General features: G+C 59.3%; 16 protein-coding genes and 1 pseudogene. 9 read left to right on the top strand and 8 right to left on the bottom strand.

Features of this window, described 5'->3' with window-relative positions:
- The first annotated feature begins 244 nt into the window (after positions 1-244).
- The 8 genes and pseudogenes from M5B43_RS23415 to M5B43_RS23380 all read left to right on the top strand — a co-directional run.
- A complete protein-coding gene (locus M5B43_RS23415; protein WP_248752291.1) occupies positions 245-889 on the top strand; it encodes a glutathione S-transferase N-terminal domain-containing protein in 645 nt (214 codons plus the stop codon).
- Between the two features lie 102 nt (positions 890-991).
- Positions 992-3,433: a penicillin acylase family protein gene (locus M5B43_RS23410; protein WP_248752290.1), complete on the top strand. Its 2,442-nt coding sequence runs from the start codon at positions 992-994 to the stop codon at positions 3,431-3,433.
- A 403-nt stretch (positions 3,434-3,836) separates the two neighbouring features.
- On the top strand, positions 3,837-4,616 hold the full coding sequence (locus tag M5B43_RS23405; RefSeq protein WP_248752289.1) for a transporter substrate-binding domain-containing protein: 780 nt from the start codon (positions 3,837-3,839) through the stop codon (positions 4,614-4,616).
- A gap of 59 nt (positions 4,617-4,675) precedes the next feature.
- On the top strand, positions 4,676-5,404 hold the full coding sequence (locus M5B43_RS23400; protein ID WP_248752288.1) for an ABC transporter permease: 729 nt from the start codon (positions 4,676-4,678) through the stop codon (positions 5,402-5,404).
- Positions 5,401-6,111, top strand: coding sequence for an ABC transporter permease (locus M5B43_RS23395; RefSeq protein WP_248752287.1), 711 nt, complete (start codon positions 5,401-5,403; stop codon positions 6,109-6,111). The genes M5B43_RS23400 and M5B43_RS23395 overlap by 4 nt, the downstream gene beginning before the upstream one ends.
- Before the next feature lie 9 nt (positions 6,112-6,120).
- Positions 6,121-7,239: a succinylglutamate desuccinylase/aspartoacylase family protein gene (locus M5B43_RS23390; protein ID WP_248752286.1), complete on the top strand. Its 1,119-nt coding sequence runs from the start codon at positions 6,121-6,123 to the stop codon at positions 7,237-7,239.
- Between the two features lie 13 nt (positions 7,240-7,252).
- Positions 7,253-8,017 carry an ATP-binding cassette domain-containing protein gene (locus tag M5B43_RS23385; RefSeq protein ID WP_060754065.1) on the top strand — a complete coding sequence of 255 codons (765 nt, stop codon included), beginning with the start codon at positions 7,253-7,255 and terminating at the stop codon, positions 8,015-8,017.
- Positions 8,018-8,234: 217 nt separating this feature from the next.
- Positions 8,235-8,603: pseudogene (locus M5B43_RS23380) on the top strand (DEAD/DEAH box helicase); the annotation flags it as partial.
- Positions 8,604-8,626: 23 nt separating this feature from the next.
- On the opposite strand, the gene M5B43_RS23375 reads toward M5B43_RS23380, so the two are convergent.
- Together M5B43_RS23375 and dcd are read right to left on the bottom strand one after the other, a co-directional pair.
- A complete protein-coding gene (locus tag M5B43_RS23375; protein ID WP_248752285.1) occupies positions 8,627-8,827 on the bottom strand; it encodes a hypothetical protein in 201 nt (66 codons plus the stop codon).
- 107 nt (positions 8,828-8,934) lie between these two features.
- Entirely contained in the window at positions 8,935-9,501 is a 567-nt protein-coding gene (gene dcd, locus M5B43_RS23370) for a dCTP deaminase (protein ID WP_003189215.1), read from the bottom strand.
- A gap of 390 nt (positions 9,502-9,891) precedes the next feature.
- Here dcd and M5B43_RS23365 point away from each other — a divergent pair, with 390 nt between their 5' ends.
- Positions 9,892-10,101, top strand: coding sequence for a cold-shock protein (locus tag M5B43_RS23365; RefSeq protein ID WP_002554837.1), 210 nt, complete (start codon positions 9,892-9,894; stop codon positions 10,099-10,101).
- 209 nt (positions 10,102-10,310) lie between these two features.
- Here the strand turns inward: M5B43_RS23365 and rpoS are convergent, their stop codons facing one another.
- From rpoS to ispF, 6 genes are all read right to left on the bottom strand, one after another.
- On the bottom strand, positions 10,311-11,321 hold the full coding sequence (gene rpoS, locus M5B43_RS23360; RefSeq protein ID WP_016974430.1) for an RNA polymerase sigma factor RpoS: 1,011 nt from the start codon (positions 11,319-11,321) through the stop codon (positions 10,311-10,313).
- A gap of 105 nt (positions 11,322-11,426) precedes the next feature.
- Positions 11,427-12,263: a peptidoglycan DD-metalloendopeptidase family protein gene (locus tag M5B43_RS23355; RefSeq protein WP_248752293.1), complete on the bottom strand. Its 837-nt coding sequence runs from the start codon at positions 12,261-12,263 to the stop codon at positions 11,427-11,429.
- Positions 12,264-12,473: 210 nt separating this feature from the next.
- Positions 12,474-13,109, bottom strand: a complete 636-nt coding sequence (locus tag M5B43_RS23350; protein ID WP_010176736.1) for a protein-L-isoaspartate(D-aspartate) O-methyltransferase — start codon at positions 13,107-13,109, stop codon at positions 12,474-12,476.
- A gap of 41 nt (positions 13,110-13,150) precedes the next feature.
- Positions 13,151-13,900 (bottom strand): 5'/3'-nucleotidase SurE, encoded by a 750-nt coding sequence (gene surE / locus M5B43_RS23345; RefSeq protein ID WP_248752284.1) that lies wholly within the window; start codon positions 13,898-13,900, stop codon positions 13,151-13,153.
- Positions 13,888-14,946 carry a tRNA pseudouridine(13) synthase TruD gene (gene truD / locus M5B43_RS23340; protein WP_248752283.1) on the bottom strand — a complete coding sequence of 353 codons (1,059 nt, stop codon included), beginning with the start codon at positions 14,944-14,946 and terminating at the stop codon, positions 13,888-13,890. Before truD ends, surE begins: the two co-directional genes overlap by 13 nt.
- A complete protein-coding gene (gene ispF, locus M5B43_RS23335) occupies positions 14,943-15,416 on the bottom strand; it encodes a 2-C-methyl-D-erythritol 2,4-cyclodiphosphate synthase (RefSeq protein WP_122719380.1) in 474 nt (157 codons plus the stop codon). The genes truD and ispF overlap by 4 nt, the downstream gene beginning before the upstream one ends.
- Positions 15,417-15,420 lie beyond the last annotated feature (4 nt).

Here is a 15,420-nt window from a genome sequence, read left to right as displayed (position 1 = left end):
GATTACAGTGGGTCAGCTAAGAACAAGCTGGCTGATTGAACCGCTATCGGGAGCCCCCTCCCACATTTTTTAGCGCATTCCCACAGCCACTCTCCGCTGTCCCCAAAAGCCAAGGTATGGGTTAGACACCTTGGCCTGAAGTGCTTCTAAGGGTAGATCTAAATGTTTCATTGAATTTTCGCCAACCGGGCATTACCTATACCTACAGGCATCCGCTCAAGCATCAGCCCTTTTGGAGAGCTTCATGATCGACCTGTACTACTGGACTACCCCCAACGGTCACAAAGTATCGCTGTTCCTGGAAGAAGCCGGCCTGCCTTATAAGGTGCACCCGATCAACATCGGCCAGGGCGACCAGTTCAAGCCCGACTTCCTGAAGATCGCTCCCAACAACCGCATTCCGGCCATCGTCGATCAAAACCCGAGTGACGGCGGTGCGCCTATTTCCCTGTTTGAGTCCGGCGCCATCCTGCTCTACCTCGCGGAAAAAACCGGCCAGTTCATTCCCAAAGACCTGCGCGGTCGCCAGGAAACGTTGCAGTGGCTGTTCTGGCAAATGGGCGGCCTGGGGCCGATGGCCGGGCAGAATCATCATTTCAGCCAGTTTGCACCGGAGAAAATCCCCTACGCGATCAAGCGCTATATCGATGAAACGGCCCGCCTGTATGGCGTACTGGACCGGCGTTTGGCCGATCGTCCGTTCGTGGCAGGCGAGGACTACAGCATTGCCGACATGGCGATCTACCCATGGATTGTTTCCCACAAATGGCAGAGCCAGCGTCTGGAGGACTTCCCCCATGTGCATCGCTGGTTCAACCGCATCAAGGAGCGGCCGGCGACCGTTCGTGCCTATGAACTGGTGCAGAAAGTGAATCCACCAAAGTCCTGATGCAAAAATCCTGAAAATAAGGCTGGGCTCCTGCTTGCGTCGTTTCGCCGCGCTCACTAACGTAGCGCCTTTACTGACGCTACCCCCCGCAGGAGCTTTGCCATGGCCTCGCCAGCCCTCTCACATTTTCTTCCCCGGTTCGGCGTTGCCGCGGCAGTGGCCAGTGCTTTGAGCCTGGCCGGTTGCCAGCTCCAGAGCACCCAGGACACCTTGCCGCCCGTTTCCGGTGTGCAACCGATCAGGGGCCTGGCCCAGAACGTATCGGTGCGTCGCAATGCCCAAGGCATGCCGCTGATCGAAAGCAACACCTTCCACGACGCGCTGTTCAGCCTCGGTTATGTGCACGCCAGCGACCGCATCACCCAAATGGTCACCTTGCGCTTGCTGGCGCAGGGGCGCCTGGCGGAAATGTCCGGGCCGCAGGTGCTGGATGTCGACCGTTTTATGCGCGCGGTCAACCTGAAAAAAAGTGCCGGCGAGCTGTATAACGCCTCGTCGCCACGCCTCAAGCGCTTCTTTGAAGTGTATGCCCGGGGGGTCAACGCCTACCTGTTCCGCTATCGCGACAAACTGCCGCCCGACCTGGCCCAGACCGGCTACAAGCCAGAATACTGGAAACCGGAAGACTCGGCGCTGCTGTTTTGCCTGCTGAACTTCAGCGAGTCGAGCAACTTGCAGGAGGAAATTTCGTCCCTGGTGCTCGCGCAAAAAGTCGGCGTCGACAAACTTGCCTGGCTCACTCCCAGCGCGCCGGACGAAGCGATCCCCCTGGCTGAGGCCGACAAGCTCAAGGGCGTGAACCTGAGCCAGATCACCGGCCTGGCCGGGTTGGATACGGTCAGCCAGCAATTGAACAGCCTCAACGCGCTGGCCGTCACCACGTCGAGCAACTGGGCCATCGGCCCGCAACGCAGCCGCAGCGGCAAAAGCCTGCTGGCCAATGACATTGCCGCCCAGCCACAGGCGCCCTCGCCGTGGAACTACGTGCAGATTCGTGCGCCGAAATACCAGGCCGTCGGTGCGTCGATCGCCGGCTTGCCGACCCTGTTGTCCGGTTTCAATGGCAAAGTGGCGTGGAGCATGAGCGCGGTCAAGGGCGATACCCAGGATCTGTTCCTGGAGAAGGTCAAGCGCCAAGGCAGCGCGCTGTACTACGAGAACAACGGTAAATGGCTGCCGGCGCTCGTACGCAACGAAACCTACTTTGCCAAGGGCCAGCGGCCGATTCGCGAAGTCGTGTACGAAACCCGTCACGGTGCGCTGCTCAATAGCAGCCAGGCGCTCACTACCGGCTTTGGCCTGGCCCTGCAAACCGCCGACTTCAAGGACGACAAGAGCCTGGATGCGTTCTTCGACCTGTCCCGGGCACAAAACGCCGCTAAAGCCTCGGATGCCACCCGGGAAATCCGCGCCATCGCATTGAACATGATCTTCGCCGACGCCAGCAACATCGGCTGGCAAGTCACCGGCCGCTTCCCCAACCGCCGCGAAGGCGAGGGCCTGCTGCCATCGCCGGGCTGGGACGCGCGCTTTGACTGGGACGGTTATGCCGACGCCATGCTGCACCCTTACGATCAGGACCCGGCCCAAGGCTGGATCGGCACCGCCAACCAACGCACCGCTGCGCGCGGTTATGGCATGCAGCTGTCCAACTCCTGGGATGCGCCGGAACGCAGCGAGCGCCTGGCGCAACTGGCCAACGCGGGCAAGCACGACACCCGCAGCCTGATCGCCATGCAATACGACCAGACCACCCTCTTCGCCGCCAAACTCAAGACCATGTTCCAGGCACCGGGCATGGCCCAGCCACTGAAGCAGGCCATTGATGCACTCGCACCGGCTGAACGGACCAAGGCCCGCGAAGCGCTGGACCGCCTGATGGCCTTTGATGGCCGTCTCGCCCCCACTTCCGCGGACGCGGCGATCTACGAGCTGTTCCTGCAGGAAAGCGCCAAGCAGATCTTCCTCGACAAACTCGGCCCGGAAAACAGCGCCACCTGGAAAGCCTTTATCAGCAACGCCAGCCTGTCCTATTCGGCCATCGCGGACCACTTGCTCGGCCGTGAAGACAGCCCGTTCTGGGACGACACGCGCACGCCGCAAAAAGAAGACAAACCCGCGATCCTCGCCCGCACACTCGCCGCCGCCATCACGGCCGGCGACAGCCAACTGGGCGGTAATCACAAAGCCTGGCAGTGGGGCAAACTGCACAGCACTACCTGGAAAAACACTCAGGGCGAGGTCATCCGTGGCCCATTCGCCAGCGGTGGCGACCACAACACCCTGAACCCGGCGCCGTACTCGTGGGGGCAGAATTTCGATACCACCCAGGTGCCGGCGCTGCGCATGATTGTCGACTTTGGCCAGGTGGAACCGATGATGGGCCAGGGCGGCATCGGCCAATCCGGTAACCCGGCCAGCCCGAACTATGCAAACGGCATCGACCCGTCGCTCAAGGCGCAATACCTGAGCTTCCCGATGCAGCCGCAGAACTTCGAGAAAGTGTATGGGAAGACCCGCTTGACCCTGACACCTGGCAAATAAGCGGTTCCCCTGAAGGAACCGGATCAAGTTGTGGGGGCTTGCCCCCACATTCAGACCTCATGCATTCAGATAGAGCTTCTGCGCAGCGCCCCGCCTCCTAACTGATAAGCCCATCGCCCCGGTACGCCCATGGACCTTGTCATTGCCCTGCCGGGCATGTGCTGGGCTACGCCCAAGTGCGCTTGCTGCCACATTTTGATCCGCGCCAGATCCAAAATAGTGCACTGAAAAATCAATGCCCATTTCCGGGCATCTCCTACACTCAAAACTCCCTTATCCCACCTTTTAAAACGCTTACTCGGAACTATGGTGCAGAAATTGCTACTTGTGATCCGTCTGACACCGTTCAGTAACAGTCCTAAACGCGCCACAAGCGCTTATCTTGGTTTCCAGGGATTAAATAATGAAAAAAGCATTGCTGACCCTTTCTGCACTGGCTCTGTGCATGGCTGCGGGTGTTGCTACAGCCAAGGAATACAAGGAATTGCGTTTTGGTGTCGATCCTTCCTACGCGCCGTTCGAATCCAAGGCCGCCGACGGCAGCCTGGTGGGCTTCGATATCGACCTGGGCAATGCGATCTGCGCCGAGCTGAAGGTTAAGTGCAAATGGGTCGAAAGTGACTTCGACGGCATGATCCCGGGCCTGAACGCCAACAAGTTCGATGGCGTGATTTCCTCGATGACAGTGACCGCAGCCCGTGAAAAGGCGATCGATTTCTCTAACGAACTGTTCTCCGGCCCAACCTCGCTGGTGTTCAAAAAAGGCGCGAACTACTCCACGCCTGAGTCCCTCAAGGGCAAATCCGTGGGCTACGAGCAGGGCACCATCCAGGAAGCCTACGCCAAGGCAGTACTGGACAAAGCCGGTGTCACCACCAAGGCTTACGCCAACCAGGACCAGGTATACGCTGACCTGACGTCCGGCCGTCTGGACGCTTCTGTGCAAGATATGCTGCAAGCCCAACTGGGCTTCCTCAAGTCGCCAGCGGGCGCTGACTACGAAGTCAGCAAGGCCATCGACGACCCGTTGCTGCCGTCCAAAACTGCGGTCGGTATCAAAAAAGGTAACAAAGAGCTCAAGGCGTTGCTCGATAAAGGTATCAAAGCGTTACACGATGATGGCACCTACGCCACTATCCAGAAGAAACACTTCGGCGACCTGAACCTTTACAGCGGTAAATAACACCTCGGCGCCCACCTGTTTCAGGTGGGCGCTTTTTTATCGCCATAGGTCCTGAATTCATGTTTGAAGATCTTTTGCAAACCCTGGGGCTGAGTGCCTTCAGCTTGAAGGGGTTCGGCCCACTGTTGCTGCAAGGTACGTGGATGACGGTGAAGTTGTCCGTCGCCTCCCTGGCCGTCAGCGTCCTGCTGGGCCTGCTCGGCGCCAGCGCGAAGCTGTCCAGCGTGCGCCTCTTGCGGATTCCCGCGCAGCTCTACACCACCCTGATTCGCGGCGTGCCCGATCTGGTACTGATGCTGCTGATTTTCTATAGCCTGCAAATCTGGCTGACCGGCTTTACCGACTTTATGGAATGGGACTACATCGAGATCGACCCATTCAGCGCCGGGGTCATCACCCTTGGGTTTATCTACGGTGCCTACTTCACCGAGACCTTTCGCGGCGCGATCCTCGCCGTGCCCAGGGGCCAGTTGGAAGCTGCAACCGCCTACGGGCTCAAGCGCGGGCAGCGGTTTCGCTACGTGACCTTCCCGCAGATGATGCGCTTTGCCCTGCCGGGCATTAACAACAACTGGTGCGTGATGCTCAAAGCCACGGCGCTGGTGTCGATCATCGGCCTGGCCGACTTGGTGAAGGCCGCCCAGGATGCGGGCAAGAGCACCTATCAACTGTTCTACTTCCTGGTGCTGGCCGCGTTGATCTACTTGCTGATAACCAGCGCATCCAATGTCGTCCTGCGCTGGCTTGAGCGCCGCTACTCCGCTGGGTCTAGGGAGGCCGTGCGATGATCGAACTTCTGCAGCAATACTGGCGGCCCTTCCTGTACAGCGACGGCCAGCACATCACCGGGCTGGCCATGACCATGTGGCTGCTCAGCGCGGCACTGGTCATCGGCTTTGTGGTGTCGATCCCCCTGTCTATCGCCCGCGTCTCGCGCAAGCGTTGGGTACGCTGGCCGGTGCAGTTCTACACCTACCTGTTTCGTGGCACGCCGCTCTATATCCAGCTGCTGATCTGCTACACCGGGATCTACAGTATCGCGGCCGTGCGTGCGCAGCCGGTGCTGGATGCGTTCTTTCGCGATGCGATGAACTGCACCATCCTCGCTTTCGCCCTCAACACCTGCGCCTACACCACGGAGATCTTCGCCGGGGCGATCCGCAGCATGGCCCATGGCGAAGTCGAAGCGGCCAAAGCCTACGGTTTGAGCGGCTGGAAGCTGTATGCCTATGTGATCATGCCATCGGCGCTACGCCGCTCGTTGCCGTATTACAGCAATGAAGTGATCCTGATGCTGCACTCGACCACCGTGGCCTTCACCGCGACGGTTCCGGACATTCTCAAGGTGGCCCGGGACGCGAACTCAGCCACTTACATGACCTTTCAATCATTCGGCATCGCTGCGTTGATCTACCTGACCGTGACCTTTGCCCTGGTCGGTCTGTTTCGCCTGGCGGAGCGCCGCTGGCTGGCCTTCCTCGGGCCGAGCCATTAAGGAGCCTTCATGCGTCATCAGCGACATGACCTGATCGCGCCCGTGCCAGGCACCGCGCGGCAGATCCACAGCTTCCACTTCGGCCTCGAGCAGGCCGAAGGCAAAATCTACATCCAGTCATCGCTGCATGCCGACGAACTGCCCGGCATGCTGGTGGCCTGGCACCTCAAGGTGCGCCTGGCTGAGCTGGAGGCGGCCGGGCATTTGCGCAGCGAGATCGTATTGGTACCCGTCGCCAACCCAGTGGGCCTGGAGCAGGTGTTGATGGACATTCCGCTGGGCCGCTATGAGCTGGAAAGCGGGCAGAACTTCAATCGCCTGTTTGTCGACCTCGGCGACGAAGTGGGCAATCAGGTCGAAGAACTGCTGGGTGATGATCCACAGCACAACGTCGAACTGATTCGCGACGCCCTGAGCCTGGCCCTTGCGGCGCAAACACCTGCGACTCAGCTGCAATCCCAACGCCTGGTGCTGCAACGCCTGGCGTGCGACGCCGACATGGTGCTGGACCTGCATTGCGACTTTGAAGCCGTGGCCCACCTGTACACCACGCCCGAAGCCTGGCCGCAGGTGGAACCGTTGGCGCGCTACATCGGCTCGGAAGCCAACTTGCTGGCCACCGACTCCGGCGGGCAATCCTTCGATGAGTGTTTCACCCTGGTGTGGTGGCAGTTGCAACAACGCTTCGGCGAGCGCTTCCCGATTCCCATGGGCAGCTTTTCGGTAACCGTCGAGCTGCGCGGCCAGGGCGACGTCAACCATGGCCTGGCCGCCCTCGACTGCCAGGCAATCATCGACTATCTGATTCACTTTGGTGCGATTGCCGGTGACGTGGCGACACTGCCCGACCTGCCCTACCCAGCCACCCCGCTGGCGGGCGTCGAACCTGTGACCACGCCGGTGGGCGGCTTATTGGTATTCAGCGCCTTGCCGGGCGAATACCTGGAGGCCGGCCAATTGATCGCCGAAATCATCGACCCTATTACTGACCGCGTAACGCCCGTGCATTGCCAAAGCGCCGGCCTGCTTTACGCCCGTTCGCTACGGCGCATGGCCACTGCCGGGATGGTGATCAGCCATGTCGCCGGTACTGAAGCCTACCGTAGCGGTTACCTACTTTCGCCTTGAGGATGCACGCCCCATGTACAAACTGACCGTTGAAGGCTTGCACAAAAGCTATGGCGACAATGAGGTGCTTAAAGGTGTTTCCCTCAAGGCCAAGACCGGTGACGTGATCAGCCTGATCGGCGCCAGCGGCTCGGGCAAAAGCACCTTTCTACGCTGCATCAACTTTCTGGAAACCCCCAACGACGGCGCCATGACCCTCGACGGCCAACAGATCCGCATGGTCAGCGACCGCCACGGCATGCGCGTGGCCGACGACGCCGAGCTGCAACGCCTGCGTACACGGCTGGCGATGGTGTTCCAGCACTTCAACCTGTGGAGCCACATGAGCGTGCTGGAAAACATCACCATGGCCCCGCGCCGCGTGCTGGGTTGCAGCAAGAAGGACGCCGAAGACCGTGCCCGTCGCTACCTGGACAAGGTCGGGTTACCCGCGCGTGTAGCCGATCAGTACCCCGCCTTCCTGTCCGGAGGCCAGCAACAACGAGTCGCCATCGCCCGTGCCCTGGCCATGGAGCCCGAGGTGATGCTGTTCGATGAGCCGACCTCGGCGCTGGACCCTGAACTGGTCGGCGAAGTCTTGAAGGTGATCCAGGGCCTGGCGGAGGAAGGCCGCACCATGATTATGGTGACCCACGAGATGAGCTTTGCGCGCAAGGTGTCGAGCCAGGTGCTATTCCTGCACAAAGGCCTGGTAGAAGAGCAAGGCGCCCCGGAGGATGTGCTGGGCAACCCGAAGAGTGAGCGCTTGCAGCAATTTCTGAGCGGCAATTTGAAGTAAACCTTTGCGACGCCTGGAGGGTCTTTGACATAGAGCCTCCAGCCGAACCGCCGACCGTGTTGTGGATCGCGCCCATGCGCGCGTTGGCCGCCGAAGTGGATGCCTGCAAGCGGAGATTTGGTACCAGGGGTTGCTGGAGGCGCGCCCTGATTGGGCAGGGTTGATCACCCTGCACCACGGCGCGCTGTCCCGGGAGACGGGCCTGGACCTGAGAGTCGACTTCCTGCATGGCCCCGGCTCACACGCCAGTGGCCCCCTGAGTGCCTTGAGGGCCAGGCGTGAGCGTAACCTTGATCTGAGCATGGTCTTGATTCGCGGCAAGCACGACAAACGCGCGGGCGATCCACCTGTCGACTTGAATATCGAGGTAGTACCCGACTGTGCTGATGGGGCCGTTTGCCCTGCTGCATGAACCCGACCCGCATGCCAGCCATCATGGGCTGGCGGGGCATGTGCACCCGGTGTATCACTTGCGGGGACGGGGTTGCCGGCGTTCGGTGCCTTTACCGGGGGTTACGCAGTACAGCCAGCGGCTGATCAGCGACTTTTTGTCATCGGAGATCAAGAGGTCTGGGCTATCCGCTGAAACGCCGACGGACTTGCCAGCGGTCAGGCGACAGGTGCGGGAGGTGGCTCATCGGGGACCGTAGGCGAACCCGGCTCCTCAATGGGTTGTGGAGAGTCTGGATCAGGTTGGCCAGGGATGCCGCCGGCATAGGCAGGATCGGCCATCAGGGACCAGGCCAGAACACCAATCTGGTTGGGTTCAAGCCGGGCAAGTTCGGCGCTGATTCGCGGGTCGATCTTCATAAAGTACTCCTCAAGCGTGGCTCGGTGCGTTTTGCACGCACCGAGGCAGTACACCCAATAGAGTCACTTCCCGCAGACTAATTCCCTTTACGTGTAAGACGGTTCGATCAAGCGCGTGGGAGAGTGACGCCCCGCTGGCCCTGGTATTTGCCCGCACGGTCTTTGTAGGAGACTTCACAAGCCTCGTCGGACTGCAGGAACAGCATTTGTGCTACGCCTTCGTTGGCATAGATTTTCGCCGGCAAGGTCGTGGTGTTGGAGAACTCCAGGGTCACGTGCCCTTCCCACTCAGGCTCCAGCGGGGTCACGTTGACGATAATGCCGCAGCGCGCGTAGGTGCTTTTACCCAGGCAGATGGTCAGCACATCACGGGGAATACGGAAGAATTCCACGGTGCGCGCCAGCGCAAAGGAGTTTGGCGGGATGATGCACACGTCGCTCTTGACGTCGACGAAGCTCTTTTCGTCGAAGTTCTTCGGATCGACGATCGCCGAATTGATGTTGGTGAACACCTTGAATTCATCGGCGCAGCGCACGTCGTAACCGTAGCTGGAAACCCCGTACGAAATCACGCGCTCGTCGCCTTCGCCACGAATCTGGCGCTCGACAAACGGTTCGATCATGCCGTGCTCTTGCGCCATGCGGCGAATCCACTTGTCCGATTTGATGCTCATGGCGGGTGTCCTGAAATTGCGAGGTGGAAAAATTCTGTGGGCCATCTTACCGGGGCCGGCCTTGGGGTTCAAAGGCCACGGGGCTTTTCTTGATGAATGCACTACCGGCTATATGCGCTAGCCAGTGGGGACGGGACCCGTGCTGGCTACCTTAGAGACTGTAAATACCACCGCCAGTCACGAAAATAGAGAAACCTTCGGAAATACCATTGGCACGTTCCGGAAAAAGGGTTAAGGTGGCGCCACTGTGCTGCTTGTGTCACTGAGAATCTCTACACGATATGTTGAATTTCGATCCAACCATCTCCAAGAATTTTTCCTGCTCTTTGCACTCAGTCTCGGCCAGGGCTTTTCCTGAGTCGCAGTTAACTTTGTCCAAGGAGATACACCATGTCTAATCGCCAAACTGGTACCGTTAAGTGGTTCAACGATGAAAAAGGCTTCGGCTTCATCACTCCACAATCCGGTGACGACCTGTTCGTTCACTTCAAAGCTATCCAATCCGACGGCTTCAAAAGCCTGAAAGAAGGCCAACAGGTTTCTTTCATCGCTACCCGCGGTCAGAAAGGCATGCAAGCTGAAGAAGTTCAAGTTATCTAACTTGTACTGACTTAGTCGAAAGAACCCCGCCCTTAAAAGCGGGGTTTTTTTATGTCTGGATTCGGGAAAAACCTGAACAAAAGCCAGGCATAAAAATGTGGGAAGGGGCTTGCCCCCGATTGCAGTGGTTCAGTCGATACATCTGGCGACTGTCACACCGCTATCGGGGGCACCCCCCCTCCCACACTCAAGCATTCATACTGCGTCTGTTACTGAAACAACGACTCACTCGACAAGCCATTCTTCTCCAGGATCTCACGCAAGCGCTTGAGGCCCTCTACCTGGATCTGCCGCACCCGCTCACGGGTCAGGCCGATCTCCAGGCCTACGTCCTCCAGGGTGCTGCTCTCATGGCCGCGCAGGCCAAAGCGGCGGATCACCACTTCACGCTGCTTGTCCGTAAGCTCTGACAGCCACTGGTCAATGCTTTGGGAAAGATCATCGTCCTGCAACAGTTCGCAAGGATCAGTCGGACGATCATCCGTCAGGGTGTCCAGCAGGGTTTTATCCGAATCCGGACCCAGCGAGACATCGACCGAAGAGACGCGCTCGTTCAGGCCAAGCATGCGCTTGACCTCCCCTACCGGTTTTTCCAGCAGGTTGGCGATCTCTTCAGGCGAGGGTTCATGATCGAGTTTTTGTGTCAGCTCGCGCGCTGCCCGCAGGTAGACGTTGAGCTCCTTGACCACATGGATTGGCAACCGGATCGTACGGGTTTGATTCATGATCGCCCGTTCGATGGTCTGGCGAATCCACCAGGTGGCATACGTCGAAAAGCGGAAGCCCCGCTCAGGATCAAACTTCTCCACAGCCCGGATCAAGCCCAGGTTGCCCTCCTCGATCAGGTCCAGCAGTGAAAGCCCACGATTGACGTAGCGTCGGGCGATCTTCACCACCAGGCGCAGGTTGCTTTCAATCATGCGCTTACGCCCAGCCGGATCGCCTTTTTGCGACAGGCGCGCAAAATGGACTTCTTCTTCGGGAGTCAGCAGAGGGGAAAAGCCGATTTCATTGAGATACAACTGCGTGGCGTCGAGCGCCCGCGTGTAATCAATGTACTTGTGTTGCTTTAACGCAGTGGAGTTCTTGGATTTGGTGCGAACTGAAGGTGTAGCAGACCCTTCATCATTCGACATCGATTCCTTTTCGGTGAGAATCTCCATTTCAAGGAGAACCTCATCGTCGATGTCAAACTCCGGCGCTTCTTTACTGAGAGCCATTGTTATAGTCCTTTGGTGAGTTCGACCTCAAGCTCAAGCGACGCCTTTATCCTTGGCAACGCTGGAGCCTGTTCCTTCTACGTGAGGAACAGGCTGTGCAACACATCAACGACGGGGCAGGAATTGCAGCGGATCTACAGGTTTCCCTTGGCGGCGAATCTCAAAGTGCAGTTTCACCCGGTCTGTACCAGTTGACCCCATTTCGGCAATTGTCTGTCCGACTTTGACCTGCTGCCCCTCCCGAACCAACAGCCTACGGTTGTGACCGTAAGCACTGACGTAGGTATCGCTGTGTTTGATGATGACCAGTTCGCCGTAGCCCCGTAAACCACTCCCGGCGTAAACCACTGTCCCATCAGACGCAGCTAAAACAGGCTGTCCCAAATCCCCGGCGATATCAATGCCTTTATTCAAACTACCGTTTGAAGAGAATTTTCCAATCAAAACACCGTTTGACGGCCATCCCCAACCCGTCGGAGCGGGCCCGGCAGGAGGCAACGGCGCGGGTGCCGGTTTGTTCGCAACCGTAGGCGCGGCGCTGCCTGCAGGCCGAGTGATGATCGTGGTTTTGCTCGAAGACGACGGCGTAGATCCGGAATATTTCACGACTGTCGTAGGCGCAGAACCGGTGCGACCATCGAAACGAATGGTTTGCCCCGGATGTATCGTATATGGCACAGGAATGTTGTTCCGGGCGGCCAGCGCCTTGTAATCCCAGCCATAACGGAAGGCAATCGAGAACAGTGTGTCGCCCTTGCGCACCACGTATTGACCGGTGGTCACCGTCGGCTTTTGCGGCACGGCATTATTGCGGTCAACCACCCGCGCACCGCCGGATGGCGTGCTCGAGCAAGCTGCCAATAAGGAACTCAAGACAAGGCCAAGCACCAGTCGCTGAAAGCTTGTTTTACTCATTCGCTGCGCAGGACCTGTGAGACTCACCCGCCGCTCCCTTTGTGGTGGCTGAACGTTAACGCCTGTATCAGGCTTGAAATATGACGCAAGTATAACTGGGCATTGGGTTTTTACCGGCACACGCCTGAAACGAAAAAATTTCTCGTGTTTAAAACCGGTTCCCAATTATGTTGACTCTATAGACCCCGCTGTAAGACACATCCTCGCCAACAGAATTCACTGTGTGCGAACAAATGATCAGGCCAGCGGACCATTAAGCAGTGGCACAAACCGCACGGCCCCCAGCACATGCCGGGAAAAGCCCTCTTCCTCACGGATAATGAGCATCAATTGTTGCACCTCTCCGGAGCCCACCGGGATGACCAAGCGCCCTCCAGGGGCCAATTGATCCAACAACGCTTGCGGTACATCGGTGGCTACGGCAGTGACGATGATCCCGTTATAAGGCGCCAATGCCGGCCAGCCCTCCCAGCCATCGCCCCAGCGGAACACGACGTTGCGCAGGTTGAGCTCTACCAGGCGTTCCTTGGCACGATCCTGCAGCACCTTGATGCGCTCCACGGAGAATACCCGCTCCACCAGCTGCGACAGCACGGCCGTCTGGTAGCCGGAGCCGGTACCGATCTCCAGCACCTTATCCAACGGCCCCGCCGCCAGCAGCAGTTCGCTCATGCGCGCGACCATATAAGGCTGGGAGATAGTCTGGTTGTGGCCGATCGGCAGCGCCGTATCTTCATACGCACGGTGCGCAAGGGCCTCATCGACAAACAGGTGCCGTGGTGTACGCCGGATCACTTCCAGCACCTGGGCGTTGGACAACCCCTCTTCATAAAGGCGCTGGATCAAACGCTCGCGGGTCCGTTGGGAGGTCATCCCGATGCCACGGCGCAACAGGTCGTCTTGTTCACGCGCCATTAACGCAGCCCCTCCAGCCAGCCATCGAGGCTACCGAAGGCATCACTGAAGGTGCGATCAAGTTGCAACGGGGTAATCGAAACATAACCTTGCATCACCGCATGAAAATCTGTCCCAGGGCCACCGTCTTCGGCATCGCCCGCAGCGGCAATCCAATAGCCTTCCTTGCCACGCGGGTCGACCACCTTCAAGGGCGCCGCCGCGCGGGCACGATGGCCCAGACGCGTCAGCTGGATACCGCGAATGTGGTCGAGGGGCAGGTTAGGCACATTGACGTTGAGGACGGTGCGCGGGGGTAATTCCAGCGAACCATGGGCCTGCACCAGCTTGCGCGCGAAATACGCCGCAGTCGCCAGGTTATCCAGTTGCCGGGAAGCGAAGGAAAAGGCAAACGAGGTTCGGCCGAGGAAGCGCCCTTCAAGGGCGGCCGCTACAGTGCCGGAATACAGCACATCATCTCCCAGGTTGGCGCCGAGGTTGATACCCGAGACCACCAGGTCCGGCTCATGCTCCAACAAGCTGTTGATTGCCAAGTGCACGCAGTCAGTGGGAGTGCCATTCACGCTGATAAAGCCATTGGCCAGGACTTGCGGGTGCAGCGGACGGTCGAGCGTCAGCGAACTGCTGGCGCCGCTCTTGTCCTGGTCGGGGGCGACCACCACGCACTCGGCGTAATCTTCCAGCGCAGCATAGAGCGCGGCAAGACCGGGTGCGGTGGCACCGTCATCGTTTGATATCAGAATACGCATGGGCTGTCCGTCTGCCCCACCGGCACCAGATCAACAAGCTCGCGCACCAAGACAGTGGCGAAGCATCCGGCCGGCAGGACGAATTCCAATTGCAGAATGTCAGGCCCGGGATAATGCCACGTCAACCCGCCAATGGGCAGTCGAAGAATGCGACGTTCCTGGCTCATGCCCGCATTCACCAGCCAATCACGCAGGTCGGCTTCGCCGGCGGCGACGGCTTGTTCCAGTTCATGGGTTGCGCCTGCAGCCGGCGAATCACCCTCACCCCACTGCGGACCGGTCGGGTGCAGGTCGAGAATTGCCAGGCGCGGATCGCTGCATTCAGCCTCCCCGGCCGGGAAAAAACTACGGCTGTCGGTAAAGGCCAGCAGGTCCCCCACTTGGGCGCGCTGCCAGGAACCGTCGGCCACACGTGCCGCCAGCACCTTGTTGAACAGGAAACTGCGGGCCGTGGACAGCAACCGCGAACGCACATTGCGCTGCTCCGGCAGGGCCTTGCGTGCAGCCCATTCACGGGCATCCACGACGTTGCCACCGTTGTGGCCAAAACGCTGGGCACCGAAATAATTCGGAATGCCGTGCTGGGCAATCAATTGCAAACGCGCGTCGATGGCCGCGGTATCACCGGCCAGTTGGGTCAGGCGCAAGGTGAAACCGTTGGCCGAATGCGCGCCACGCTGCAACTTGCGCTTATGACGGGCGGTTTTAAGGATCTTGAGCGTGTCGTTTTCCGCGCCGCTCATGTCCGGGTCGGCCTTGCCCGGCAGTTGCACGCTGAACCACTGGCGGGTCAACGCCTGGCGATCCTTGAGGCCCGCATAGCTGACGGTACGCAACGGCACACCGGCAGCCTTGGCGATCCGCCGCGCGGCTTCTTCGGTGTTCAGGCCGCGCTTTTCCACCCACAACCACAGGTGCTCACCCTCGCCGGTCAGCGGGATGTCCAGCACTTCGTCGACCTGGAAATCTTCAGCCGTGGCCTTCAGTACCGCGCTGCCCAGCGCCTCGCCATAGGCCCGCGGGCCCAACAGTTGCAGGTCGTTCATGCGCGCAGCAACAAGGCGACGGAGTGCACCGCAATGCCCTCTTCACGACCGGTAAACCCGAGCTTTTCGGTGGTGGTGGCTTTCACGTTGACTTGATCCAATTCAATTTGCAGGTCCGCGGCAATCAGCGCGCGCATCGTTTCGATATGCGGGGCCATTTTCGGCGCCTGGGCCACGATGGTGTTATCGACGTTGCCGACCTTCCAGCCCTTGGCATGGATCAAGCCGACGACATGGCGCAGCAAGACACGGCTGTCCGCCCCCTTGAAGGTGGGATCGGTATCCGGAAAGTGCTTGCCGATATCGCCCAACGCCGCTGCGCCAAGCAAAGCATCGCTCAAGGCATGCAATACAACGTCGCCGTCGGAATGAGCCAGCAACCCATGGTGGTGCGCAATCCGCACGCCACCCAGGGTGATGAAATCGCCTTCAGCGAAACGGTGCACATCGTAGCCGTGGCCAATACGCATAAAA

Origin of the sequence: Pseudomonas sp. MWU15-20650, from assembly GCF_023242475.1 — a bacterium.
Taxonomy (GTDB): Bacteria; Pseudomonadota; Gammaproteobacteria; order Pseudomonadales; family Pseudomonadaceae; genus Aquipseudomonas.
This window is presented reverse-complemented; position numbering and strand designations above follow the sequence as displayed.